The organism is Enterococcus pingfangensis (assembly GCF_005405205.1).
In the GTDB taxonomy this organism is placed as follows: domain Bacteria; phylum Bacillota; class Bacilli; order Lactobacillales; family Enterococcaceae; genus Enterococcus_A; species Enterococcus_A pingfangensis.
Map to the genome: position 1 here is coordinate 41,126 of NZ_BJDP01000007.1, position 23,399 is coordinate 64,524.

Consider the following 23,399-nt stretch of genomic DNA (forward strand, 5'->3'; position numbering starts at 1 on the left):
TCTATCCCTCAATTTTCAATAATTTTTTTAATAAATTCAGTGTTAAATCATGAACAGAATGGTAAGTATATGCCACTCCCGCTTGTTTCAGTCCTTCTTTTTGCTTTTTTGTTCCTACCGCATAAGGATTCAATCCAAAAATGAAGGGAAAAAAGGCAAAAAGAAATTCGTTACGATCTTTCTCCGACATTTTTTGGAAAAAGTGTTGCAGATTACTATCAGCCGCCTTTAACGTCTCACCATATGAAGCCTTAAATGGAATAATCAGTTCCATCCGACTATTTTCCTCAAAATCAGTCAAATTATTTGATACTAGTTTCAACATCAGTGGTCTATTTTCTAAAGATTGGGCAAGTTTTTCGATATATTCTTGCTGATGAATCTGACCTGCTTGTTCATTTAAAGAATATAATTCACCGGACCAGTCGACATATTCTTGGGTTAACAATGCCAAAAATATTTCTTCTTTCGTTTGAAAATAGTTATAAATTGAAGGCCTACTAAAAGAGGTCATCACGCTGATTTTTTTCATATTGATATCTTTATAATAGTAACCTTGATCAATTAATTCTTTTGTCGCTGTAAGAATCTCACTCTTTCTTGTTTTACTAGCTTTTTCTTGTGTCATTCATTCTTCACCTCCTGACATCGTGTCAACTACAAAAAGATCATACTCCGATTCTGACACCGTGTCAATATTTTTTCTTTAGTTTTTTTCATTCCTATGAAGAAGAGATATGCTCTTGGCAGATAGGGTCACTTAGACAATAGGTTTTGTCTTCCCTAGAATATTCTTTCTTCTAAAAAAGCCCAATCATCTGTTAAGACGATTGGGCCTACTAGTATAACAACTATCTGTGAAACAATTTGAAAAAAATCTTTTTGTGATTTTTCCTGTTGTAATTCTATTCCAACTTTTTATGCTTCTAAATCAAATTTCCCCTCGATAAATAGATGCCAAATTCACAGTTATTGGTCCGCTTTTTTATAAATCAAATGGACACCGCCACCAGGTATAGGAGTGGCTTCTTTTAGTGGAAAAGGCGTATTCCGGTAATCAGCCCATAATTCAACAAAGGATTTTGCATCTCTGTTTCCTTCTATATATGGAGCAACGGTAAGAGAGATTTCATCAATTAAATCCTCTTTAAAAAATGCACCATTGAGAACTGCACCGCCACATAATACTACATTCTCAATACCGAATTCTGTTTTAAGTTTACTCAAAGCAAGATTCAAATCCATTTTTGAAGCAGACTCCCCAGCAAAAATATAGGGAATACCAACTTCGCGTAAATAGGCAAGATATTCCTTTTTGACTTCTTTCGTTAATACTTCAACTATCAACAGTCGTTTGCCCAAATGTTCAAAATGACTTTTTGCCCAATTACAACTGCCTTTTCTGTCAAAACTTAAGAAGTAGTATTTATCTGGATCTTGAACGATAAAATCTTCATAATCAATATCAGTATCTTTATATTTTTCAAAATCTATTTCGGTATGCCCAACTACTTCTAAAGACTCTGCATTAGTTGCTCTTCCTACCGCCATTGCAGTTCCCAATTGATCAAATAAGGTTTCATAGTAAAAACCAAAAATTTTCTCAGTTAAGGGTTCTTTTGCGTACTGTCCGTTTATTTTGCCGTCAATTGATGTGACCATATGACACACTACATTACTTCTTTCTGGATAGTTTCCTGAATCCACGAAAAAGGCATCTTCAACTGATTGGAAGTATCCGCCGGCTTCAATGATTCCTTCAAAGAATAAGACAGCTCTTTCTTTGATTTCACGCGCAGTTTCGTGCAACGGACCGTCATCAAGCAATTTCACCATGTCGCCAAATCCGTCTAATCCTTGAAAAACTTGTTTAGCAGTATCCACTGCTTCGATATTATAAATATGCCACGGAACGTTTCGGCCTTCATCTGGCGTAATGGTCGATTGAATATCTGCACTTGTTAATTTTGAAATCAGTAAATTCAATACGTGGGTCACCGTCGCTTCACGGGTCGATGCTTCCATATATTTTGTATTTTGTTGGGCACGCATCCGATAGTCGCTAAAGAATTCACGCAGTGCAACAGCATACGGCAGATCTAAATACATTGACGGTGCCGGGGGCGCTGTTGGCGGTACTGTTGACAAGCAAATATCTGATTTTTCCATTCCTACTTTATGAGAAAAAATAGAATTGATTGCATGCTGTACCATTAGTTCTGGCATTACTTTCCAAGCTTCACGGGCCGTTGCATTAGCATTATGTGCACCATCGATTTGAGCGATCCCTGCCCAAGCCATTACCTTTTTAGATTCACAAGCATCGACAAAAGAACGAATCATATTAATATTTCGATACAAGACATTGTATTGCGGATCTTGGTGTGCGCCATTGACCCCTTCTTCAGCAAACATTACCGCAACTTCTGGTCCAGCGATTCCTGAAACATAACTATGATAGTTAATTGGACGACCCACTTCGTCTTCGATTGCATCCAGTGCTTTTCTTTGAGCACGGACTTGTTTCCGAGTAATTGGAATACCGCCGATTCCTTGCGGTGTTCCTTCAATCAAGCCTTCAAAATGAGACTGACCGGCGGTACGAATAACCATCAAATGATCCGCACCATGCCAAGCAGCCATACGCATTCTGCGAATATCATCTTCAAAACGACCTGAGGCAATTTCGGTTGTGATCGAAGATGTCCCTTGCGGATCAATGTTGTCAAAATATTTTGCTGAAGGCAATGGTACATATTTTTTCAATGATTCTGCCATATCATGGTATTCAAAACTATGCATTTTATAACGCGGCACTGGTGTACGCCATGACCAGCCGCGGCGTCTTGGGCGATAATTAGCTAAATCATCTAAGATTTCGTGAATATCTAATTTTTTATTTTCATCAAGCTTAATTTCTTTTGACATATTAATTTGCCTCCTTGAAAATATTATCTACTTGTTCCCAAAGTTCGCCATCAGCTAATTTTAAGCCCGCATCTCGCACGCTTAGATCATTTTCTTTAGCGATTCGATAGACGATATGTCCGGCGCCTTTGCCCATTAACTCATGCGATAGCACGCGTTTTACGATTTCTGTTGCTTCTATTGAAGAAAATCCCATTCTCAGCAGAACAGAACGTTCGATTGATGGCGAGGTATATTTTTTCCCCATTTCTAACATTGGTTCAACAACTTCTTCGGCTAATTGCCAAAAACGTGCCTTCAATTCTTCATCGTTTAAATCTGCTAAATGTTTTCTGGCTTCTTCAAATTTTATTCTTTCTGCTTTGTTTTCCAATTTCGTCACCTCTTAGCTCAATTTTTCAATAATTTGTTGCACCTGTTCAACAGAACCGTTAATTTCTTCAGCTAAATAATTCAACTCAACTTCTGATAATGGTTGATCAGCTGTTTTTAATGCATTTTTTATAAGTGATTGCTTCAAGTAAGACAAATCAATGTCATTCACTGAAATTTCAGCCGGTGAAGACGGTAAAACAATCGATTTCCCTGGAACCTCTTCTTCAGGATCGCCAAAATATATATTAATTCCATTTTCTCTTGCAAAGGATAATTGTGGCTGAACACTTTTTCCAGCACCAGTATATTCAGTCTCTTGGACTAAAATAATTTGATCTTCTGGCATATCTTGCGCTAAAACAAAGGCAACGGCTAAAGATGTATTTCCTGCCGGCCCTTTTTCTAGTCCCTCTAAATTTGCCAAAGCTTCTGTGATAAAGAACACTTCACCTTGACGAATTTTTACATAACGATCCATATAACGTAATGGACGTGCTGCCGACCTCGGAACATCAGAACGATCCGGTGACGTTGTAAATGGTACGCCAAAACCAGTATGACCAGTCGTGAATGACTTTCGATTAAAGTCTAAATCTGATGCCATGTGCAAACCTTTTAGATCTACGCTAGCTCCAACGATTTTAGTCGCAGTATTCCCAGCTTTCCGCATTCCTCGGGCAGTACCTGTCAAGTTCCCACCACCAGCATTTGTGGCAACTACAATATCTGGCTGTTGGCCAAACTGCTTAAATTGTTGGACGATTTCATAACCTAAAGATTCAACACCAGCAATTCCAAATGGCGTATATAAGGAAGCATTGAAGAAGCCCGTCTTCTCAATTAATTTTAAAAACTGATAAAACAATTCAGGGCCCACAGTTAATTGAACGACTTCCGCACCTAACGCTTCACATTTCCGCGCTTTCTCAACAATTTCAGGTTGCCCAACACCTTTTGAGTCGAAACATTCCTGTACAACAATACACTTCAACCCTAGTTTTGCGGCATGACAAGCAACGGCCGCACCGTAATTTCCGCTAGTAGCGGTAACAACTCCTTCATATCCTAACTTTTTAGCATGGTATACGGAGATTGCCGCGCGTCGATCTTTAAAACTCCCCGAAGCATTGGCTGCTTCATCTTTTACAAAAATCCGTGCCCCTTTTCCTTTTGCAGCATACTTTCTTGCGAGCTTAGTCAAATTCTTCAGCTCAATGATCGGAGTATTTCCTACGCCTAATGTCCGTTGGATCTCAAGCATTTCTTCCATAGAGTAGGCTACTTCTGACATCATTTTCTCGTAATCAAATGCGATACCTTCTAACTCAAACTCTTCATAGTTGATTTGTAATGAGGCTTCCATTAGCTCTCCGCGACGTGCCATAACAGCTTGATAACTATCGTCTCTCACTAACTTTCACCTCCAAATAATTCATTTCGCAACATCTGATCAATTTCAATGATTTCTGGTACAAAATTGCCAAAGCTATGCGTAAACGTAGGATTTACTTGGACTAACTTGCCAATTTCCAAACGTCCGGTAACTGTTTTGATAGTAACTTCTTCACCAATTTCTGCATCCTTTTGTAAAAAACCTTTTACCCACATTTCAAGTGGTACTTTTTTTGTGCTATCTGGTACTTGCGGTGCTCGCTCATTCGTTTTTAACACAACCAAATGAATCTGTACCCAACTTCCCTTTTTCACCATAGTTCTATCCTTCCCTATTCCTAAACAATTTTTGCCTCTTCGTGAATTTGATCTCTAAAATCGCCTAAAATCGCATGAGGAATCGGCAGATCAATCATGCTGACTAAACCTGGGCGAGCATTGATCGTTTGGGGAATCATATTGACACACATCGCAATCGTTCCAACTCCGCCTTCAATCTCTGGAGAATTAACTAAATTTACTTGTGGATTGCCATCAATAATCACATAATCACCAGTTTGAACACCTACCTGTTCTGGTTCGATTTGTTGCGGATGATCCATTGCAATCAGTTCTTTCCCATCCTTCATACCGCTAGCTTTCATTGAAACACCGGCAACAGATCCTGCTTTTGCTTCGCCGTATGGTGCGACCCGATCTACTTCGGTTACGATTGCCTCCATCGATTGATTGATAGCATCTAATTTGACGCCCAAAGCTTCTGCAATCATTGAAATAGATTCTGAGAAACCAACGTGCCCTGCTAAACTGCCGTCTTCTTTTCCTTGTTCAAATTCTTCTACTGAAATACCGATACCTTGCTCCTCCATTACTGCTTTGCCAAATGGAGAAAGCGAATTTACTCGGCGAGAAGTAATGTGCTTGATATCTTCGCAAGCACCGGTCATCACCAATACTAAAACATCCATGATTAAACCGGGATTGATTCCTGTTCCTAGAATCGATACGCCATTTTCTTTCGCTAATTTATCTAATTTCTCAGCTAAATCTGGATTTTGAGCTTTCGGAAAGGCCATCTCTTCTGCACTTGTGATAACGTTGATTTTATTTTCAACGATTTTTTTAATTTTTTCGAATGCTTTGGCTGTAAAAGAGTCTGTACAAAGCAGAACGATATCTGCTGATTTTTCTTTGATTGCATCATCCGCAGTACTTATTTTTATATTTTCATTATTTGGAAATTCTTCTCCTAATACTTCAAAAATTGGTTTTCCAATCTTGTCCCCAATATCGATAGCTCCAACTACATCGACACCTGTTTTTTTCATTAACATTTTTGCCATGCCGCTGCCCATGGCACCCATTCCCCAAATAATGACTTTTACGTTTTCCAAAATAAATCCTCCTTAATTACTTTTCAATTTTTTATTCTTTTGTTTCATCAGGTGCTTTCACACCAACTTTTCGCTTCATACTTGCCCATAAAGTACTTCCGACAAATAATGCAATGAACACCGGTGCACCCATCGTTAAAGCTCCGCGTTGCGTTGGTTCTAAAATCATTCCGGTAGCTACCAAAATACACAAAATAATCAAAAGTATCGGTACTATTGGAAATAGCGGGATCTTAAATTTCAAATCAGAGATATGATTGCCTTCCGCTAAAAAGGCCTTCCTAAATTTCATCGCACATAATCCAGTAATCGCATAAACTACTAATTCTGCGGCACCGATAAATGAAGTTAAAAATAGATACACTACATCTGGTGAAATAAAGCTTGATGCGACTGCAAATACGGCAAAGACCATCGTCACAATCAACGCATTCAATGGAACTTTTCGTTTGTTTACTTTTTTTACAAAACCTGGTGCCTGTTCAAAATGTCCCATTGACCATAACGTCCGAACAGCTGCGAAAACATGGGCATTTGCTGAAGATAAGGCAGATGTTACGACAACCAGGTTCACAATCATTTCTGCTGAAGGGATTCCTAATTTAGCGAAAACATAAGCAAATGGACTGCCCATCAGATCTGCTTCACGCCATGGTAAAACAGCGACTAAAACAAACAATGTCAACGCATAGCTGATGATAATACTCAATGAGCTGATCTTGATCGCTCGAGGCAGATTCTTTTCTGGATTTTCACTCTCACCTGCGGCTGTTGCGAACATATCTGCCCCACTATAAGCAAAAACAGCTGTCATCATAGACATCATGATTGGACTAAATCCAGTTGGAAACAAACCGCCATCATTAGTGTAATTAACGAGTCCTACTCCCTGACTACCTCCTACGCCAAAAATCATTCCTAGACCAACTAACACGAAGACAACGATTAGAATTACCTTGATACTACTGAAGAAGAAGGAGGACGAGCCATATTCTTCATTAGAACGAGAATTTAAGAAAAATAGTAACAAACTAAATCCGACAATCCATACAAGTGATGGCACTTGTGGGATGATATTGCCCATAATAATTGCCGAAGCAACGATCTGTGTTGGAACGGTGACTGCCAACTGCAACCACTTTACCCAACCAACAGTAAACCCAGCGCCATAGCCTAGAAATTTTGACGCATAAACTTGGACATTCCCAGCTACTGGTATTTGTACCAGCATTTCTCCCATACTCAACATCATAAGTACCATGATCAATGCACCAAATGCATAGGCAACAAAAGTTCCTCCTGGACCAGACTGCTGAACGACGTATCCTGTTCCCAAAAATAACCCTGTTCCAATCGTTCCACCTACGCTGAGCATCGCAACATGATGAATTTTCATTCCTCTTTTTAGCGAACCAGAATCGTTTGCTGTCTCTTCCTGTTGTTCTTTGAGTGACATTATTTTTCCCCCTTTTATCGAATGAACTCTTTTTTGATATATTTACTAGTAAATGTGCTTAAAACGGAACCGTAAGACATAGTAAACTCAATTTCATCGCCAACTTTGTAGTCTCTTTCAGCATGAGTCAGATCCAAAAGCAAGTGATCCGAACTTGCTCCTAAAATCTCAATTTGCGAATCTTTGGGCGTGATATCGTCAAGCGACACATCTTGTAACCCAATGGCCACGATGCATCGTTTCATATTCCCTTTATCAACATACTGAGGTTTTCGTCCAAATGCATCCACACCAATTTCGCCAATCGGATAAGAAGGTTTCTCCTTTAACTCGACGATTTCCGTTACTAAGGTAAAAGCATCTTGATTCATTTGTTTGTAATCAGCTCCATAAGCGGTTTCCCTCCCAAGTACGAAGCTTTCGCCAATTCTCAAATTATTAATTCCAATCGGAAGCATGTCTTCTGACGAATCTAATAAATAAAGTGAACTAGAGTTTCCACCAGAAATCATCGCAATCGGTAAATTGAAACGTTCTTCAATTTCTGTTTTGATACTGATCAAGTCCCCTAAATTTTTCGAGCTAGGAATTATTGCACCGTAACAAGTTAAATTCACACCTAGTCCATAGATTTGAATATTTTCTAGTTTCATAGTCTCTTGAATACAGTCATAGAGAGCTTCTCGCTCAAAAAAACCTTCACGTAAATCACCCAGATCGACCATTAGAACGATTTTATGATTCTTTTTTTGTTTCACTGCTTCTTGGTTGAGCGCTCGAATCGTCGCTATTTCTGAATTAAAACTAATATCCGCATATTGAACTACTTCAGTGGCCTCACTTATCATCGGCAGTCGAATCAATACTTTTTGCTTTCTTGAGTTGTGGTAGCTCATTAAGTTTTCAATACGTGAATCGCCAAAATAAAGAATTTCGGGAAATTCATCATATAGAGCGATCACCTCCGGATGTGCATTGAATACTTTGGTTACTGCCATGGTCGAAAGTTGATGTTTTTTCAGTTTGGAAACAATAAACGAAATATTTTCTCTCAACTTTTTCCGATCAACAACTATTCTCGGATTTCTCATACAATTCGTCCTTTCTTTTTAGTAAAGCGCTTTCAACTAAATGATACTTTCTCTTCTTATAAAAAAAATCCTAAACAAGCATAGTTACTATTCAAAAAACGATTGCCTTTGCCCGCTGATCAAATTATGTGCTGAATAATACAAAACGGCATACTAACCATTCTGTTTTGGTATTTATTTTATTAAATTAATCTGTTATTTTAGAAGTATACTTATCCAATCAATTTAGAAAGGTCTTGTTGCAATGAAAGTTTATACTAGAAGCGGCGATAAAGGGAAAACCAGCGCAATTGGTCGCCCCCGTCTCATGAAAAACTCTCCGCGCATTGATGCATATGGCGAGGTAGATGAGTTAAATTCACTCATTGGTTTAATAATCAGTCAAGAAGAATTAAAGCAAGAAACATTCACAAAATTATCTAATGAGCTTATTGAAATTCAACATTTACTATTTGATGTAGGAACAGACCTAGCAAACATAGATGGTGATCTCCCCTTGCGCATCACGGCAGATCCAACAAAATGGTTAGAGCAGCAGATTGATGATTATGTTGAAAAGACACCTACGATTGAAAAATTCGTATTGCCAGGTGGAAGTTCTTTAGCTTCTTGGCTTCACTATGCTCGAGCTGTTTGTCGTAAAGTTGAGCGCCGTGTAGTGACATTGTTAGAACAAGAAGAAATCAATACTCATGCCTATGTCTTTATTAATCGTTTATCAGACTATCTATTCATAGTTGCTCGGTACGTCAACAATCAAACGAATGAAACAGAAGTTTTCTATCGCAACAGTGACAATGTTTTTAAAAACTAAATAGATTTCAATCATACATTAGGAAAAAGGTGGAATTCCTTTACAGTCCCTTTCTACTGTAAATGCTTTATGCAAAGTCAGACACTAATTTTGATTGATAAAAACAAGCAATATCAGGGTCGTTTGTTTCAATCATTTTAGACACCCTTTTATTTAAGGTGTCTTTTTTATTAACTAATTTTGAAAAGGAGAGAGTTATATGAAAAGAAGTATTTTAGCTTTTACACTATTAGTCAGCCTGTTAGCGTTCAGCGGTTGTACTACGAAAGAGGCCGGCACAACAGAAAATTCATCCACAGAAGCCGTTTCCAGCAGTAAAGAGGCAGAGATCCAAGCAAGCATCACGCTATTAGATGGGGAAAAAGAACTATCAAAAAAAGAAGTTGAATTCAAAGATGGGGAAAAGTTGTTTGATGTGCTAGCAGAAAATTATGCTATTGAGGATAAGGATGGCATGATCACCTCGATTGACGGTCACAAGCAAGATGATAAAAATAATAAGTATTGGGTCTTTACAGTAAATGATGAGGAAGTAAACTCCGGAGCAAAAGACGTTGTATTAAAGAATGGCGATCGAGTGGTGTTCAAACTTGAACAATTCTAATAGCAAAATTTATTCTCTCTTTTCATTAGGAGTGAAAGAATTAAGCTTGCTGTCAATGATGATTGCCTTATGTGTGGTCAGTCGTTCTATTTTTCAATTTATTGTTAATGTACAGCCTGTGACCGCAATACTATTGATCATCACAATCTATTGGGGAATCTATCAAGGACTGCTAGTCAGCATCCTCTCAATTCTGATCACAAATTTCTATATGGGGATGGGCGTCTGGACAATTGCGCAAATCGCAACCTATTTTCTACTAATAGTTCTGACAGGATTATTAACGAATCTATCAATTTTTAGAAATAGCATTGTACTCCAAACTGCCTATGCAGGTATTACCGGATTGCTGTTCGGTCTGTTTATTTCGGCCATCCAAGCTCCTTTTTTCGGTATTTCCGCTTTTCTGCCCTATTATTTAGCCGGTATTCCAATGGACATCATGCATGCTGTTGGCAATATTATATTCTATATATTGCTAACACCGATTTTAAAAAAATTATTAACTCAGACGATCCAAAAATGGCACAGGTTCAGTCCTGAAAAGTAAGCTAAGGCGTTGCCACTCGTGAAAACGGGTGGTTTTTTTATGAGTACGGGTCACCATTCGGGACACAAAAACATCCGAAACGGTGCCCCGTCAATAAATAAAAATATTGAAAAATTAAGGTGCCAAATACCTCTTCATCACTATCAATAGATTTCTTTTAAGTAAAAAGAATAATTCGCAAATTATCTAGCTGAAAAGCTAAAAGTGAATCGTGCTACTAGGTCTGCTAATTTTTCTAGTAGGCAACTACTTTGTAAGTATTTTTGAGCTACATGATTGAAGAGTCCTCGTCTAACTTAATTTGACATTTAGAAATATGAAAAAGACTGTAAATATCCGCCCAAAATTTGGACTTTATTTACAGTCTCCCCTTAATCATCCATTCTCTGAAGAATTCTAGAAAAGATAATCCTAATTTTTTTAACTGAGTGTTGTTGAGTTTTTCTTGATAATTTCACAAAATTCTTGTTTTTCCATCTTTATTTATAAGGAGCCTATCCCATTTTCTGTGCACGCCTAAATATAGGAAACAAAAATTATAAATTCCGGATTAGTTCAAAAACAATATTCTCCTTTTTGACTTTATAAATACGTATAAAACGTCCCCTTCATTTACTCTAGACCCTTCTTGAACCTTTCAGCTAGGTCAATAAAATCGGAGAACATTTATTTGTTTAGCAAGCGTTCCTTGAGATCGATTTTTTCTCCACGTTTACGAAGATCTGAAAATTCACCGATTGCAGTGAAAAATAAATCGTTTGATGAGTTAACAGCTGTCTCAACGGAATCTTGAACCACCCCAATAATGAACCCAACACCGACAACTTGCATAGCAATGTCGTTAGAAATTCCAAAGAGACTGCAGGCTAATGGAATCAATAATAAGGATCCCCCAGCGATTCCTGAAGCTCCACAAGCAGCCAAGGCTGACAGCACACATAAAATCAAGGCCAAACCAAAAGGAACATCGATTCCTAAAGTATGGACTGTAACTAGGGTCATTATAGAGATAGTAATTGCTGCTCCCCCCATATTGATAGTCGCACCTAATGGTAACGAAATAGAATAAGATTCTTTTGTTAACCCTAAGCGTTTTGCTAACATCATATTGATTGGAATATTTGCTGCAGAACTTCTAGTAAAGAATGCTGGAATAGCACTTTCTTTTAAACAGAACCAAACGAGAGGATATGGATTTTGTCTAATTACCACAAAAGCTACTAACGGATAAACAATCAAGTCTACAACCAACATTGTTCCTGCTAATAGAAGTAGAAGTCGGCCATATTGTGCTAATCCTGCCAGACCGGTTGAGGCAACTGAATCAAAGACTAGACCAGCGATACCGAATGGTGCCATAGCAATAATCAACTGGACTACTCCGGTGATTGCTTGAGAAAATTCGTCAATTACTTCTTTTACCGAATTTTTCCGTGCACGTAGAGCAAAGCCAATTAAAGCTGACCAAAATAGAACTCCTAAATAATTTCCATCAATCATTGCTTGTAATGGATTTTGAACGATATTATTTAAAATAGTCGTCAATACATCGACCAGAGCTTTTGGTGCTTCTTGAGTTCCTGAAACCTGTTGCAAAGAGATAGTTAGAGGAAAGATATAGCTAGCCAATACAGCAACTATTGCTGCTAGCAAGGTAGTGAATAAGTACAGAGAAATGATTGGCTTAATAAAAGTTTGAGTTCCTGATTGATGTTTCGATACAGAAGCCATGATTAATACAAATACTAATAATGGAGCAATCGCTTTTAACGCGCCAACAAATAGGCTGCCTAGTATCGCAATAAAGCTCCATTGAGGAAGGAAAACCCCTAATATTCCACCAATGACAATCCCTATGGCAATTCGTTTGATGAGCGAAAGCTGTTTAAAAAATTCTAGCAAAATAAGTGCCCTCTTTTCTATTTTTAATTATCATATGATCGTATGATAATTAAAGTTTAATTGAATAAGCAGATATTTTCAACATAGAATGTTGTTACTTTCTAATTAAAATAATACTAAAGATGAAATATCATGGGTTAGCTTTAATTTTCCAACATAAATCAAGCGAAGGACGGCTCAAATAATCAGATAAATTTCTCTGAGTCTTTTTTAAATGACTCTTCTGTCCAGCTAACTAAGAAAAATACACATTCGCCTTACACCTAAGCAGTGTTACTACTGTGTATCTAGTTTATAGGCAAGTAATCCACTTTTATTATTTTCATCTATTCTTTTGATTAGCGGAACCATCGCTTCTTTAGGTGATTTCCCAATAAAATTATAGATGAATTTTGTAAAAATATTCTTTATTCTTGAATTAGAAGCATTTAACGTTCCTTCTGACTTTACGGTCCAGGGATTATATAAAATGTACCCGATCTTTTAGGAAACGACTCGGTGAAATGTCTGCCTAAAAGATCATTTAGTCTGCTTGTATGAAACTTCACTTTTTGACTGTCATAATTTTCTGTAAATTGTAGATTACTCCCATTTCCATCACCTTTCAAAGGAAAAACAACATATAATTTAACGAGCGGCATTTTGATTCGCGAACAAATACACAAAAAAATGACTGTCACAACGCCTAACAAAGCACAGGATACAAAAAAAGAGGCTCAAAAATTATTAGATAAAAAAATCGACGAAGGTAGGAAGAAATCTAATTCAACGAAAAATAATGCTGGCATGCGAGAAATTAGTATTCCGAAAAAAGCGGTTGATATTTACAATGAACTTCTAGAAAGGAATCCTAAAGGGCATTTTTTATTTCAAATAACAAAAGGAACTCCGTTTCAGATCACAGCAATCAATACTTATTTACGAGATCGTAAAAAAACGAATGGAAATTGATAAGCCACTCAGCTCACCTATATTTCGTCATACCCATATTTCAAAACTTGCTGAACTTGGCGTACTACTCTAGGTTATCCAAGATCGTGTTGGTCATGAACATAGCGACATAACCGAAAAAATATATACTCACGTAACGAAAAATACAAAGAAACGTTTGAAGGAAAACTTGGAGAAATTGTAAGATCTTGCCTCTTTTTTGCCCTTTTCGTTTTCTGAAGAGTTTATCAATGCTATTTTTCTTCAAATAAAAAAACAACTCAAAAAGAAAAAGCCCTTGATAGACAAGGGCTTTGCTTCATCGGATAACAATCGATTAACGACGAATTTCTTTGATACGAGCTGCTTTTCCGTGTAATGCACGTAGGTAGTAAAGTTTTGCACGACGTACTTTACCGTAACGAACTACTTCGATTTTTGCAACACGTGGAGTGTGTAATGGGTATGTACGTTCCACACCAACACCGTTAGAGATTTTACGTACAGTATAAGTCTCGCTGATGCCAGCTCCGCGACGTTTGATAACTACGCCTTCGAATAACTGGATACGTTCGCGAGTTCCTTCGACAACTTTCGCGTGAACGCGAACAGTGTCCCCAGGACGGAATGCTGGGATATCCGTACGTAATTGTTCTTGAGTTAAAGCTTCGATTAATGGATTCATTTTATCATTCTCCTAATTTCCAAACAATCTTAGGGTCTATCACCCCAGCGGATTATCGTAATAGATGAGTTTTACACTCACTTGAATATTCTAACAGAGGAATATATATCTGTAAAGATAAAATTCTTGTCAGAAATATTTTGCTTTGATCCAGATCTATTTTGCTGCTGAATGTTCACTTCAATTTACTTTCATCAAAAAGAACTGTGACAAAAGTCTTGTCACAGTCCTTTTTCCGAGTAAATAGTGTTCCAACCTCTTTGGAAATGGGCCAAAATTCCATAAAAATTTGAGCAGCAATTTTTATGAACTCTCTGCTTATTCTTGAAGCTGTATACTGCTAGCACAACTTCTTATTGTTCTTCTTGTTTGATCTCAGCTAGAAATTTCATCATTTCTGGTGTCAATTCTAATTTTTCTAACATGTCTGGGCGACGCAAATAAGTCCGGCGCAGTGATTCTTTTAATTGCCATTCTTCAATCAAACGATGGTTGCCATTCATCAGGACTTCTGGTACACCCATCCCCTCAAATTCTGCGGGGCGGGTGTATTGCGGATGTTCTAATAGACCCGTCGAATGAGAATCTGTTTTGGCGGACGTTTGGTTGCCTAAAACGTCTGGCAATAACCGCACCGTTGCATCAATCATTACCATCGCGCCAAGTTCGCCGCCGGTCAAAACATAGTCTCCTAAAGAAACTTCATCGGTTACTAGTGAACGAATTCGTTCGTCATAGCCTTCGTAATGGCCGCAAATAAAGATCAATTGTTCTTCTTGCGAAAATTCCTCTGCCATTTTTTGATCGAAAGGTTTCCCAGCCGGATCGAGTAAAATCACGCGCTTTTTTTGATTGGCCGTTTCAGCTTCAATCACTTGCAGATTATCATGGATTGGTTGAACTTTTAACAACATTCCAGCGCCACCGCCATAAGGGTAATCATCGACTTGTTTATGTTTGTTATCAGAATATTGCCGGAAATCATGAACGTTGATTTCTAATAATTCTTTTTCTACTGCTTTTCCGATGATCGATTCTCCTAATGGGCCTTCGATCATTTTAGGAAAAAGCGTCAAGACATCAATCCGCATCATCTAACAATCCTTCCGGAATTTCAACGCGAACTGTGCCTGCGGTCAAATCGACAGCTTTGACTACAGATTCAATATATGGCAATAAAGCATCTTTTTGTCCTTTGCGTTTTACAACCCAGACATCATTGGCTCCAGGCGATAAAATTTCGGTGATTTTGCCGATTTCCTTATCTTCTTCGTCAATTACTGTCAGACCAATGATCTCATGATAATAATACTCATGTTCGTCTAATTCACCCAATTGTTTTTCTGAAATCTTCAAGACGCCGTCGCGAAAGGCTTCAACATCATTGATATTGGGATAGCCTTCAAAACTGAGCAAATCAAAATTTTTGTGTCTGCGATAACTTGCGATCGTCAAAGGAAGAACTTCTTGTTTGTCACGGAATAAAAGCAGCTGTTCTCCAACTTGGTAACGTTCTTCCGTAAAATCAGTAGTAGAAATCACTCGAACTTCACCGCGTATTCCATGCGTATTAACGATTTTTCCGACTTTATAGTAATTAGTCACTTATTTTCCTCTTTCTGCTTAGGCTAGTTTGCCATTGAGACAGCCATTTTTAAACTGCTCATCGAATCAGCATTCATAATTGTATACATGGTTTGATTGTCTTGCCAAACCACCCTGTTTGATTGATAATCACCTGTAGCTACTCGTAAAGAAATTTGTCCAGCATCATGCGGGACTGGCAGAAAAGCTTGCTCCAAATATTCAACGGTTTGCTTGGCTAACGGAACGGGATTCTCCTGCTCAAGATTATTGGCTTGCACAGCTAGGCTCCAATTGCCTTCTTGCCACATCAAAAAACTAGATCCCGCACCAGCGCTCTGATAGCCCGTGATATTATATCCGAGATCGACTTGTTGGCCATTTGGATCATAGGTTTGTCCAACTTCATTTTGTGCCGCTGCGCTTGAGTTAAAAATTTTGCGCTGAAATTGAGCGACTGGTGTTTGACCATTTAATGACGGATCATTTAACGGTACGGCTTCTCCCGCTTCATAATAATTGATGGTCAGTGTTTGCTGCGCTTCAGAAACAGTGATACCAATTGGGTTTCCGCTGCTGATTGTTGTTGGATCAGGAAACTTGTCATTCGGATAGTTGGCTTGCAATTCTTCCATCGCCGATAATGCATGATTTTCATGCGATGAATTGGTTTTTGTTGAACTATTTTGTGTGTTAGTGTTAGCTATAGTGGATGAATCTGTGCTGGAACTTGAATTTTCCGTTGAACTCGATGTACTTGTCTTCGAACTTATCTTTGTCGCAACAGTCGATTCTGCGGTGCTATCTTGTGAATTGCTATTTCCTGAGTTACAGGCAGCGAATACAAATACCGCGCTAAACAACAACAAATATTTTTTCATGATGGAACACCTCCATCTATAGTCTAACGTATTTTTGACGAAAAAACACTCGAATCAAATCGACTCGAGTGTTCTCACTTTATTTACCATCCACGATGTTGAGACGAACTTTTTTCGGTCCATCAGTCCGAACACTATACACGATCGTACGGATCGCTTTTGCTACTCGGCCTTGTTTTCCGATGATTCTGCCGATGTCTTCAGGTGCAACAGTTAAGTTGTACTCCAAAAAATCATTAGATTCTTCAATCTCTAACTTCACTTCTGCAGGGTTTGTCACCAAAGGATGAACAATCGTCAACACAAGGTTCGTTAAATCTTGCATAACTGATCACCTTATTTCTTAGCGAATTTAGCGTCGTGGTGTTTTTGCATGATGCCTTCTTTAGAAAGAATGTTACGAACTGTATCAGAAGGTTGTGCACCTTTTTGTAACCAGTCTAAAACATTTTCTTCTTTTAATACGACTTCTGCAGGGTTTTTCAAAGGATTGTAAGTACCCACAGTTTCGATAAAACGTCCATCACGAGGAGAACGAGAATCAGCAACAACGATACGGTAGAAAGGTCTCTTTTTAGAACCCATACGTTTCAAGCGAATTTTAACTGCCATTGTATAACTACACCTCCATATAATTAATCACAAGATGTAGTTTAACACGCTTTGATTTAGCTGTAAAGAGTTTTTTCTTTACAGTACTATTTTTCTTTTAAAGCGTATCCTTTGCACCGCTTACTCATTTTCCGTAAGATGTAACTATAGGTTAACAAAAGTAATAGGAAGCGGAGGAATTATAATGACAAAAAAAATCGGTATCTTAGTCGGCAGTCTTCGTAAAGATTCTTACAACAAAATCGTGGCTAAACAATTGGCAGAGCTGTTACCTGAAGGTTTTGAAGCTAAATTCATCAAATTTGATGATCTTCCCTTTTATAATGAGGATCTTGAAGTAGAAGGTTCTATCCCTGAAGCTTGGGCACGTTTTCGTAAAGATGTCAGTGAAGTCGATGGTCTCTTCTTCGTATCGCCGGAATACAATCGTTCGGTTCCAGCCGCATTGAAAAATGCCTTAGATGTCGGTTCTCGTCCAATGGGCAGCAGTGTTTGGGGCGGCAAACCTGGTTTAGTTGTAACTGTATCTCCCGGCGGACCTGGCGGATTTGGCGCTAATCACGCTTTACGTCAGTCACTAGTATTCTTAGACGTTCCAACCTTACAACAGCCCGAAGCATATATCGGTGGGATCATGAACTTAGTGGATAACGATGGCCACATCGCCGATGGCACAGTGAAATTTTTCAAAACAATCACAGATAAATACATTGAATTCTTCAATAAATTAACTAAATAATCAATTAAAAAATACTTGTCCGCGGGCAAGTATTTTTTTCTGGTTCACTTTACAGCCAAGTAATTCAAAATCAACAGGTTCTTCTAAGGCTGAGCTTAACGTCTAGAACTATAGCCACTTTTGTCATTTACGTAGTTCTACTTCAACTCGCCATTTAAAAATTGCGCATTTCCTGAGAAAAAACTCCAATCTGCATCTGAATTCGTAACCAGATTGATCATGATATCTTCGACTCTAATACCGATACTTTCGTGCAGCCGAGTCACTAGCTTTTTATAAAACAATTTCTTTTGTTCTTCTGTTCTGTATCTAGTAGTTAAAGAAAAAACAATTATTTCATCTGTTCGTTCGATCCCTAAACCAGTGTCTTGGATCTGCATCTCATAAGGTTCATGTTGGGTCACTATCTGATACCGATCGCCTTTTGGCGCTTCGAATGCTTCTAACATAACTTCATAGGAAATATCCAAAATTTCTTTAATTTCTTCATTACTTCTTCCTTTGATCATGTCAATTTTCACCAATGGCATTTTGCTTCATCCTTTCTAAGTTAAAGAATCAAATAATTGTTGATAATAAGGCAATTCTTCTTGTTTGCTGCCTGAGAATATCACTTTTCCTTGTACGTTTGCCGGAGTTAATTGATTTTTCTTTTGTAATAAATTTTTCAAGTGGTTAGCTACGCCTTCATAACCATTATGAAATTGAAGTTTTCCAGAGAAATAATTTCTGATGTCATTTTCTAAAAATGGATAGTGTGTACAACCTAGAACAATACTTTCTATTTTTTTCGTTTGATACTCACTCAAAAATTTATCCAGTAGCTCAGCTAGTAATCGTTGATCTGTCATACCAGATTCGACGTACTCCGCTAAGCCGGGACAAGCGACAGAATAAATATTATGTGTATGTCCATAGTTACTGACCATTTTCTGATATTTAGGCAATGTCATTGTCAGCTTCGTTCCCATAACCAAAATATTGTGTTCCTCATTATCAATTGCTTCTTTTAATGCAGGCTCGATTCCAATAATCGGCAGCTGCGGACATTCTGTTACTAATCTTTCTTTTGCCGCACTTGTCGCGGTGTTGCAAGCTATGACAACTGCTTTCACGTTTTTAGTAATAAAATATTCGATGATAGCTTTGGATAACTTATAAACTTCAACTGGAGTTTTATCGCCATAAGGCGCGTGAAGCGAATCTCCGTAAAAGATAAATCGTTCATTTGGTAATAATTGACTTAATTTCTTTAGTGTACTGATTCCGCCAACACCTGAATCGAATACACCGATTGCTTGACTATTCATAATTTTTTCCTTCTTTATTTAAATTCTAAAAAAATTCTTTGATCAGTTCAGCTATGACCGCCGCATGTGTCTCCAATGCAAAATGCCCTGTATCTAGGAGGGCAACTTCTGTATTAGGATTATCCTTTTTAAATGCTTCCGCTCCTAATGGGACAAACGATGGATCATTCTTTCCCCATACAGCTAATAGTTTTGGTGCCTGTTCTCGGACATATTTTTGAAATTCAGGATACGCCTTAATATTATTTTGATAATCGAAAATCAAATCTAATTGGCGCTCTGCATACTCTTCAGTTGCAGTATAGGCAATATCTAAAGTATAACCGTCAGGAGAGACTGTATTTTTTCTTGTACCAAAAGTATATTGTCCAATGATCGTTTCCGCTGAAAAAGCGGTTCGATAACTATCTCTTTTTTCACGAGTTGGATTTTCCCAAAAGTCTTTTCTTGATGCCCACTTCTCTCCAAGACCTTCTTGATAGATGTTTCCATTCTGGCTGACGATTCCTAAAATCTTTTCAGGATGTTCACTAGCGATTCTAAATCCAATCGGTGCTCCGTAATCAAATACATACAGATAAAATTGATTGATCGCTAATTTCTCAATAAATTGTTCGATGATTTCTGTTAGATGCTTAAATGTGTAACTAAAATCATTTCTATTTGGAGCTTCAGATTGACCAAAGCCCGGGTAGTCGGGCGCAATCAAGTGAAAATCATCACTCAATTTCGGAATCAGATCACGAAACATATGACTTGCTGAAGGAAAACCGTGAAGCAATAACATTGTAGGTTTGTCTTTTCTCCCAGCTTCTCGATAAAAAATATCTAAATTTTCAACTCTGATAGTATTATAACTGATCATCTTCATACTTCCCTTCTAATTTTTGATAATTTATCGTCAACAGATCGGTCATTTCTTTCTTAGTTTCTCCAAGCAGATCGTCCGTTGTTTTTTTCAATTCATCTAAACACTGATTCGCTGAAATTAAAAATTGCTTTCCTTTATCACTGACCAAAACCATTGATTTTCTTCCATGGTAATTAAAATAAACTAGTTGTTCTTTTTCTAATTTATTAACTAGTCTCGAAACAGTTGTGCGTTCGTATCCCAAACCAGCCGCTACGTCAGTAATTGAGACCTCTCCATAATCTTCCAAATAGAACATTATATACGAGTAAGCTGGAGCCATCCCTGTCGGTTTAAAAATATCAATTGTTAGCTTATCGACTGCTCTCATATAACGTGCCGCGGTAAAATACGCACATCTTTCATAAAATTGATGCATATAAGCCTCCCTAAAATATAGTGTACATACACTATATACCGAAAACAAATAATTACTGGATAATAAAATTTTATGTCCTCAAAAAGGGCTGACAAAAATTTGTCAGCCCCGTTTTTCCAAATAAACAGTATTCTAGCAGCTTCAGAAATAAGCCGAGATTTCAGAAAAATTGGAAAAGCAATTCCCAAAAATTCCGGCCTATTTTTTTTAAACTGCTTACTTTTATCACAAACTCTTTTTTTATTTTTTCAAATGCAGCTGAGCGAATTGACCAATCTGCTCAGTTTCAAGTAATTGAAATTTTTGTTGATTGGATTGCGGCAAGAATAGCGGGACACCTTCTCCTAATAAAATCGGAACGATCTGAATCCACCATTCATCGATCAGTCCTGCTTCAATCACAGGTCGCAATAATGATCCGCCTCCAACGACCCAAATCGTTTTATCTGCAGGCAGTTTCTTTATGAATTCGACAGGATCTTCATTGATCACTTGCATATTGTCATCGACTTTGATTGCGGAATGACTAAAGACAAAATTTTCTTTTCCAGGATTGATGACTTCTAACTGTGCATCTCGTTTAACGACTTCGTAGCTTCGCCGTCCCATCATTGTGTAATCGATCGATTGATAAAACAAATCAAAGGGAAACTGATCTCCGCCTTCTTGCTGATACAACCATTCTAAACGGTCCTCTTTATCTGCCAAATAGCCATCTAAACTCATTGCACCATAAAAAACTGCTCTTGCCATTGGACACACCTCTTTCTTTTCCAACAGTTTATCAAGTTAATCCGCTAACACCAATTTTTTTGCCTTATCTTTTGATAATTTTACTGCTGAAAAATAAAGATAACTAACGGCCGCTATTTCTTAGTCAATTCTGCGTAACGAAAACAATCTTGCTCATGATCATTGACGATTCCAACGGCCTGTAAAAAGGCATAGATCGTCGTGCTACCGACAAATTTAAATCCGCGTTTTTTGAGATCTTTAGCAATCTGATCGGATAATGCTGTTTTGGTAGGTACATCTTTCGCCGTACTGATTTTATTATCTATTACTTGGTGATCGGTGAAGCCCCACAAATAATCAGCGAAACTTAGCCCGGCTGTCTGCATTTCAATAATCTTTTGTGCATTGTTGATCGCTGCTTCAATTTTTCGGCGGTTACGAATGATTCCTGCGTCTTGCATCAAGGCTTCAACCTTTGCAGTATCAAACTGTGCAACTTTTTCAATATCAAATTGTTCATACGCCAAATCAAAATTAGTCATTTTATTCAGAATCGTCTGCCAGCTTAATCCGGCTTGATTCATGTCTAAGACTAACTTCCGAAAAAGTCGCTGATCATCGTATTCCGGCACGCCCCAAACAGTATCATGATAGTATTGCATCTTTTCGTTGCTTCCAGCCCATTGACAACGTTCCATCTGCATTCCTCCTTCTTTTCTAAACATACTCACTTAGTCTTGACGATAATAATATTCCTCTGCTGGGAAACTTCCGCTATTTTGCGTGATGATGATTCTCGGTCTTGTCGTATCAGATTGATCACCTTCAGGATTTGTCGCACCAATTTTATATAGAGCGATTGCGGCGCCTCCACCTCCATTAATAGGCATGATACTTACATAAGAAATTCCATCTTCAGCAGGTTCGGATCTTTGAGCGACAATTTTTTCTTGATTATCCGTTGTTCCATCTGCATTTATCGTTAGTGTTCGACCTGCTCCGTTTTTCCAAGTACCAGCTAATGTCGCAAAGTCGCCAGTAAGAATTGCTTCGACATCAAGGTCTGTTTCTGTTTGTTTAGATTGATACGCTTTCCACCATTCGTCATGGTATTCACGCAGACTTTCCTGATCATCGGAATCATAAAAGATGCGATTTTCGTCACTTGTCTTGCCGTCAGGTCCTGATACACCACTAGGAACAAGTGTCAAAACTAATTCTTTGCCTTCAATGGCGATCGCGTTTGTTCCTAAGAAAGATACTTCATAATACCCGTTAGTCTTTTTAGGTAGTTGATTTTTATTCATTTTATAATGCGCGTGACTTGAGCCTGCCCAATAGATCCAATCTTCCCCGCTTTTAGAAATACCTGGGAAAACGGTCGTCTCATTTTGATAATAATTCGTTGGAGTGTACCCATTTAAAGTAAAACCAGATTCTGCGATTGCTTTTTCAGTCGTATCATTTGAATAGCTACCTTCAAAAGATGAAAGATCCCCTTGTAAAACTGGGTCTGCTGTCACTTTAGGTTTCTGATTACTGAATATCATCTGATGATCTGGATCGCCGTCACTCATCGTTAACGTGATCTCACCCGATGCAGTTGCTGCAATGTCGATCTTGAATCCTGAATCCCCGTCAGATTTTGACATCTGTGTTTTTGATTGATAGTCGGCACCTTTTGACTGCCAATCGGGAATAAATGTTGCGGTCATTTCTCCTTCTGAAACTTGATACGTGATTTTCCACTCTTGATCACTCAGTTGCTCGACGGTGGCTGTAGTGCCTTCATTCGTATAATAAGTTCCCGCTAATGCTATTTTCTTCTTTTTAGGCGACTGCTTCTTTTCAGCGCTAGATGAATCAGAAACTTTTTCAACTGTTGAACTTTCTGTTTTATCCGTTGTCGTTTCTTCTGCAGCCTTATTCGAACATCCTGCTAATAAGAAAAATACGATAAATAGTGAAGCGATAATCTTTTTTGTTTTCATTTGATAACCCCCAAAATAATTATTTCTTAACCCCATTACTCCATGATTGCAACAGTCGCTGCAATCAACTACCGTTAGTATAGCACTCAAAAGATCGATTGACTGGCTAACTAGGCATGAATTTTGTATAAAATAAA

27 protein-coding genes are annotated in these 23,399 nt (G+C 38.0%); 5 read left to right on the forward strand and 22 right to left on the reverse strand.

From position 1 onward, the window contains the following. Position 1: 1 nt before the first annotated feature. The 8 genes from FFM63_RS05290 to orr all read right to left on the reverse strand — a co-directional run bounded on the left by FFM63_RS05290 (position 2) and on the right by orr (position 8,636). Complete coding sequence (locus tag FFM63_RS05290) at positions 2 to 628, reverse strand: TetR/AcrR family transcriptional regulator (protein WP_137609282.1); 627 nt, start codon at positions 626 to 628, stop codon at positions 2 to 4. A 341-nt stretch (positions 629 to 969) separates the two neighbouring features. After that, positions 970 to 2,928, reverse strand: coding sequence for a D-ornithine 4,5-aminomutase subunit OraE (gene oraE, locus FFM63_RS05295; RefSeq protein ID WP_137609283.1), 1,959 nt, complete (start codon positions 2,926 to 2,928; stop codon positions 970 to 972). 1 nt (position 2,929) lies between these two features. Continuing rightward, positions 2,930 to 3,301, reverse strand: a complete 372-nt coding sequence (locus FFM63_RS05300; protein ID WP_246033289.1) for an ornithine aminomutase subunit alpha — start codon at positions 3,299 to 3,301, stop codon at positions 2,930 to 2,932. A 12-nt stretch (positions 3,302 to 3,313) separates the two neighbouring features. Beyond that, positions 3,314 to 4,714: a 2-amino-4-oxopentanoate thiolase subunit OrtB gene (gene ortB, locus FFM63_RS05305; RefSeq protein WP_137609284.1), complete on the reverse strand. Its 1,401-nt coding sequence runs from the start codon at positions 4,712 to 4,714 to the stop codon at positions 3,314 to 3,316. Beyond that, positions 4,714 to 5,013, reverse strand: a complete 300-nt coding sequence (gene ortA / locus FFM63_RS05310) for a 2-amino-4-oxopentanoate thiolase subunit OrtA (RefSeq protein ID WP_137609285.1) — start codon at positions 5,011 to 5,013, stop codon at positions 4,714 to 4,716. The genes ortB and ortA overlap by 1 nt, the downstream gene beginning before the upstream one ends. A gap of 20 nt (positions 5,014 to 5,033) precedes the next feature. Further along, the gene (gene ord, locus FFM63_RS05315; protein ID WP_137609286.1) at positions 5,034 to 6,089 is read right to left on the reverse strand and encodes a 2,4-diaminopentanoate dehydrogenase; all 1,056 of its coding nucleotides are present in this window, start codon (positions 6,087 to 6,089) and stop codon (positions 5,034 to 5,036) included. Between the two features lie 31 nt (positions 6,090 to 6,120). After that, the gene (locus FFM63_RS05320; protein WP_137609287.1) at positions 6,121 to 7,545 is read right to left on the reverse strand and encodes an amino acid permease; all 1,425 of its coding nucleotides are present in this window, start codon (positions 7,543 to 7,545) and stop codon (positions 6,121 to 6,123) included. Positions 7,546 to 7,559: 14 nt separating this feature from the next. After that, positions 7,560 to 8,636: an ornithine racemase Orr gene (orr, locus tag FFM63_RS05325; RefSeq protein WP_137609288.1), complete on the reverse strand. Its 1,077-nt coding sequence runs from the start codon at positions 8,634 to 8,636 to the stop codon at positions 7,560 to 7,562. Positions 8,637 to 8,880: 244 nt separating this feature from the next. Between orr and FFM63_RS05330 the strand changes: the two genes are divergently transcribed. From FFM63_RS05330 to FFM63_RS05340, 3 genes are all read left to right on the forward strand, one after another. Continuing rightward, the gene (locus FFM63_RS05330; protein ID WP_137609289.1) at positions 8,881 to 9,450 is read left to right on the forward strand and encodes a cob(I)yrinic acid a,c-diamide adenosyltransferase; all 570 of its coding nucleotides are present in this window, start codon (positions 8,881 to 8,883) and stop codon (positions 9,448 to 9,450) included. Between the two features lie 199 nt (positions 9,451 to 9,649). Then, positions 9,650 to 10,054, forward strand: coding sequence for a DUF4430 domain-containing protein (locus FFM63_RS05335; RefSeq protein ID WP_137609290.1), 405 nt, complete (start codon positions 9,650 to 9,652; stop codon positions 10,052 to 10,054). Continuing rightward, complete coding sequence (locus tag FFM63_RS05340) at positions 10,017 to 10,604, forward strand: ECF transporter S component (RefSeq protein ID WP_137609291.1); 588 nt, start codon at positions 10,017 to 10,019, stop codon at positions 10,602 to 10,604. Before FFM63_RS05335 ends, FFM63_RS05340 begins: the two co-directional genes overlap by 38 nt. Positions 10,605 to 11,270: 666 nt before the next feature. Here the strand turns inward: FFM63_RS05340 and sstT are convergent. Beyond that, positions 11,271 to 12,506: a serine/threonine transporter SstT gene (gene sstT / locus FFM63_RS05345; RefSeq protein ID WP_137609292.1), complete on the reverse strand. Its 1,236-nt coding sequence runs from the start codon at positions 12,504 to 12,506 to the stop codon at positions 11,271 to 11,273. 642 nt (positions 12,507 to 13,148) lie between these two features. On the opposite strand from sstT, the gene FFM63_RS09880 reads away from it, so the two are divergent. Beyond that, on the forward strand, positions 13,149 to 13,457 hold the full coding sequence (locus tag FFM63_RS09880) for a hypothetical protein (RefSeq protein ID WP_246033290.1): 309 nt from the start codon (positions 13,149 to 13,151) through the stop codon (positions 13,455 to 13,457). 316 nt (positions 13,458 to 13,773) lie between these two features. Here the strand turns inward: FFM63_RS09880 and rplS are convergent, their stop codons facing one another. From rplS to rpsP, 6 genes are all read right to left on the reverse strand, one after another. Further along, a complete protein-coding gene (gene rplS / locus FFM63_RS05355) occupies positions 13,774 to 14,121 on the reverse strand; it encodes a 50S ribosomal protein L19 (protein WP_137609293.1) in 348 nt (115 codons plus the stop codon). Between the two features lie 353 nt (positions 14,122 to 14,474). After that, positions 14,475 to 15,215, reverse strand: coding sequence for a tRNA (guanosine(37)-N1)-methyltransferase TrmD (gene trmD / locus FFM63_RS05360; protein WP_137609294.1), 741 nt, complete (start codon positions 15,213 to 15,215; stop codon positions 14,475 to 14,477). After that, positions 15,202 to 15,726 (reverse strand): ribosome maturation factor RimM, encoded by a 525-nt coding sequence (gene rimM / locus FFM63_RS05365; RefSeq protein WP_137609295.1) that lies wholly within the window; start codon positions 15,724 to 15,726, stop codon positions 15,202 to 15,204. The genes trmD and rimM overlap by 14 nt, the downstream gene beginning before the upstream one ends. A gap of 23 nt (positions 15,727 to 15,749) precedes the next feature. Further along, the gene (locus tag FFM63_RS05370) at positions 15,750 to 16,586 is read right to left on the reverse strand and encodes a hypothetical protein (RefSeq protein WP_137609296.1); all 837 of its coding nucleotides are present in this window, start codon (positions 16,584 to 16,586) and stop codon (positions 15,750 to 15,752) included. A gap of 79 nt (positions 16,587 to 16,665) precedes the next feature. Next, a complete protein-coding gene (locus FFM63_RS05375) occupies positions 16,666 to 16,911 on the reverse strand; it encodes a KH domain-containing protein (RefSeq protein WP_137609297.1) in 246 nt (81 codons plus the stop codon). Positions 16,912 to 16,922: 11 nt separating this feature from the next. After that, positions 16,923 to 17,198 (reverse strand): 30S ribosomal protein S16, encoded by a 276-nt coding sequence (rpsP, locus tag FFM63_RS05380; RefSeq protein WP_137609298.1) that lies wholly within the window; start codon positions 17,196 to 17,198, stop codon positions 16,923 to 16,925. A gap of 184 nt (positions 17,199 to 17,382) precedes the next feature. Here rpsP and FFM63_RS05385 point away from each other — a divergent pair, with 184 nt between their 5' ends. Beyond that, positions 17,383 to 17,937, forward strand: coding sequence for an NADPH-dependent FMN reductase (locus tag FFM63_RS05385; protein ID WP_137609299.1), 555 nt, complete (start codon positions 17,383 to 17,385; stop codon positions 17,935 to 17,937). 137 nt (positions 17,938 to 18,074) lie between these two features. Here the strand turns inward: FFM63_RS05385 and FFM63_RS05390 are convergent, their stop codons facing one another. From FFM63_RS05390 to FFM63_RS05420, 7 genes are all read right to left on the reverse strand, one after another. After that, positions 18,075 to 18,467 (reverse strand): tautomerase family protein, encoded by a 393-nt coding sequence (locus tag FFM63_RS05390; RefSeq protein ID WP_137609300.1) that lies wholly within the window; start codon positions 18,465 to 18,467, stop codon positions 18,075 to 18,077. A 15-nt stretch (positions 18,468 to 18,482) separates the two neighbouring features. Next, on the reverse strand, positions 18,483 to 19,247 hold the full coding sequence (murI, locus tag FFM63_RS05395; protein ID WP_137609301.1) for a glutamate racemase: 765 nt from the start codon (positions 19,245 to 19,247) through the stop codon (positions 18,483 to 18,485). A gap of 25 nt (positions 19,248 to 19,272) precedes the next feature. Next, positions 19,273 to 20,112 (reverse strand): alpha/beta fold hydrolase, encoded by an 840-nt coding sequence (locus tag FFM63_RS05400; protein WP_137609302.1) that lies wholly within the window; start codon positions 20,110 to 20,112, stop codon positions 19,273 to 19,275. Beyond that, a complete protein-coding gene (locus FFM63_RS05405) occupies positions 20,099 to 20,536 on the reverse strand; it encodes a MarR family winged helix-turn-helix transcriptional regulator (RefSeq protein ID WP_137609303.1) in 438 nt (145 codons plus the stop codon). The genes FFM63_RS05400 and FFM63_RS05405 overlap by 14 nt, the downstream gene beginning before the upstream one ends. 240 nt (positions 20,537 to 20,776) lie before the next feature. Further along, positions 20,777 to 21,289, reverse strand: a complete 513-nt coding sequence (locus tag FFM63_RS05410; RefSeq protein WP_137609304.1) for a dihydrofolate reductase family protein — start codon at positions 21,287 to 21,289, stop codon at positions 20,777 to 20,779. 113 nt (positions 21,290 to 21,402) lie between these two features. After that, positions 21,403 to 21,969 (reverse strand): DNA-3-methyladenine glycosylase I, encoded by a 567-nt coding sequence (locus tag FFM63_RS05415; protein WP_137609305.1) that lies wholly within the window; start codon positions 21,967 to 21,969, stop codon positions 21,403 to 21,405. A gap of 33 nt (positions 21,970 to 22,002) precedes the next feature. Beyond that, entirely contained in the window at positions 22,003 to 23,262 is a 1,260-nt protein-coding gene (locus tag FFM63_RS05420) for a DUF6287 domain-containing protein (RefSeq protein WP_137609306.1), read from the reverse strand. Positions 23,263 to 23,399: the final 137 nt, after the last annotated feature.

What these genes read in the sequence shown, in the direction of transcription:
- trmD (WP_137609294.1), bottom strand. Translation starts at nt 15,215, where the DNA reads ATGATGCGGATTGATGTCTTGACGCTTTTTCCTAAAATGATCGAAGGC.
- FFM63_RS05385 (WP_137609299.1), top strand. Translation starts at nt 17,383, where the DNA reads ATGACAAAAAAAATCGGTATCTTAGTCGGCAGTCTTCGTAAAGATTCT.
- rplS (WP_137609293.1), bottom strand. Translation starts at nt 14,121, where the DNA reads ATGAATCCATTAATCGAAGCTTTAACTCAAGAACAATTACGTACGGAT.
- FFM63_RS05330 (WP_137609289.1), top strand. Translation starts at nt 8,881, where the DNA reads ATGAAAGTTTATACTAGAAGCGGCGATAAAGGGAAAACCAGCGCAATT.
- FFM63_RS05405 (WP_137609303.1), bottom strand. Translation starts at nt 20,536, where the DNA reads ATGCATCAATTTTATGAAAGATGTGCGTATTTTACCGCGGCACGTTAT.
- orr (WP_137609288.1), bottom strand. Translation starts at nt 8,636, where the DNA reads ATGAGAAATCCGAGAATAGTTGTTGATCGGAAAAAGTTGAGAGAAAAT.
- FFM63_RS05415 (WP_137609305.1), bottom strand. Translation starts at nt 21,969, where the DNA reads ATGGAACGTTGTCAATGGGCTGGAAGCAACGAAAAGATGCAATACTAT.
- FFM63_RS05320 (WP_137609287.1), bottom strand. Translation starts at nt 7,545, where the DNA reads ATGTCACTCAAAGAACAACAGGAAGAGACAGCAAACGATTCTGGTTCG.
- FFM63_RS05340 (WP_137609291.1), top strand. Translation starts at nt 10,017, where the DNA reads ATGGCGATCGAGTGGTGTTCAAACTTGAACAATTCTAATAGCAAAATT.
- FFM63_RS05390 (WP_137609300.1), bottom strand. Translation starts at nt 18,467, where the DNA reads ATGCCATTGGTGAAAATTGACATGATCAAAGGAAGAAGTAATGAAGAA.
- rpsP (WP_137609298.1), bottom strand. Translation starts at nt 17,198, where the DNA reads ATGGCAGTTAAAATTCGCTTGAAACGTATGGGTTCTAAAAAGAGACCT.
- FFM63_RS05420 (WP_137609306.1), bottom strand. Translation starts at nt 23,262, where the DNA reads ATGAAAACAAAAAAGATTATCGCTTCACTATTTATCGTATTTTTCTTA.
- FFM63_RS05410 (WP_137609304.1), bottom strand. Translation starts at nt 21,289, where the DNA reads ATGGCAAGAGCAGTTTTTTATGGTGCAATGAGTTTAGATGGCTATTTG.
- FFM63_RS05375 (WP_137609297.1), bottom strand. Translation starts at nt 16,911, where the DNA reads ATGCAAGATTTAACGAACCTTGTGTTGACGATTGTTCATCCTTTGGTG.
- FFM63_RS05370 (WP_137609296.1), bottom strand. Translation starts at nt 16,586, where the DNA reads ATGAAAAAATATTTGTTGTTGTTTAGCGCGGTATTTGTATTCGCTGCC.
- oraE (WP_137609283.1), bottom strand. Translation starts at nt 2,928, where the DNA reads ATGTCAAAAGAAATTAAGCTTGATGAAAATAAAAAATTAGATATTCAC.
- FFM63_RS05400 (WP_137609302.1), bottom strand. Translation starts at nt 20,112, where the DNA reads ATGATCAGTTATAATACTATCAGAGTTGAAAATTTAGATATTTTTTAT.
- FFM63_RS05290 (WP_137609282.1), bottom strand. Translation starts at nt 628, where the DNA reads ATGACACAAGAAAAAGCTAGTAAAACAAGAAAGAGTGAGATTCTTACA.
- murI (WP_137609301.1), bottom strand. Translation starts at nt 19,247, where the DNA reads ATGAATAGTCAAGCAATCGGTGTATTCGATTCAGGTGTTGGCGGAATC.
- ortA (WP_137609285.1), bottom strand. Translation starts at nt 5,013, where the DNA reads ATGGTGAAAAAGGGAAGTTGGGTACAGATTCATTTGGTTGTGTTAAAA.
- FFM63_RS05335 (WP_137609290.1), top strand. Translation starts at nt 9,650, where the DNA reads ATGAAAAGAAGTATTTTAGCTTTTACACTATTAGTCAGCCTGTTAGCG.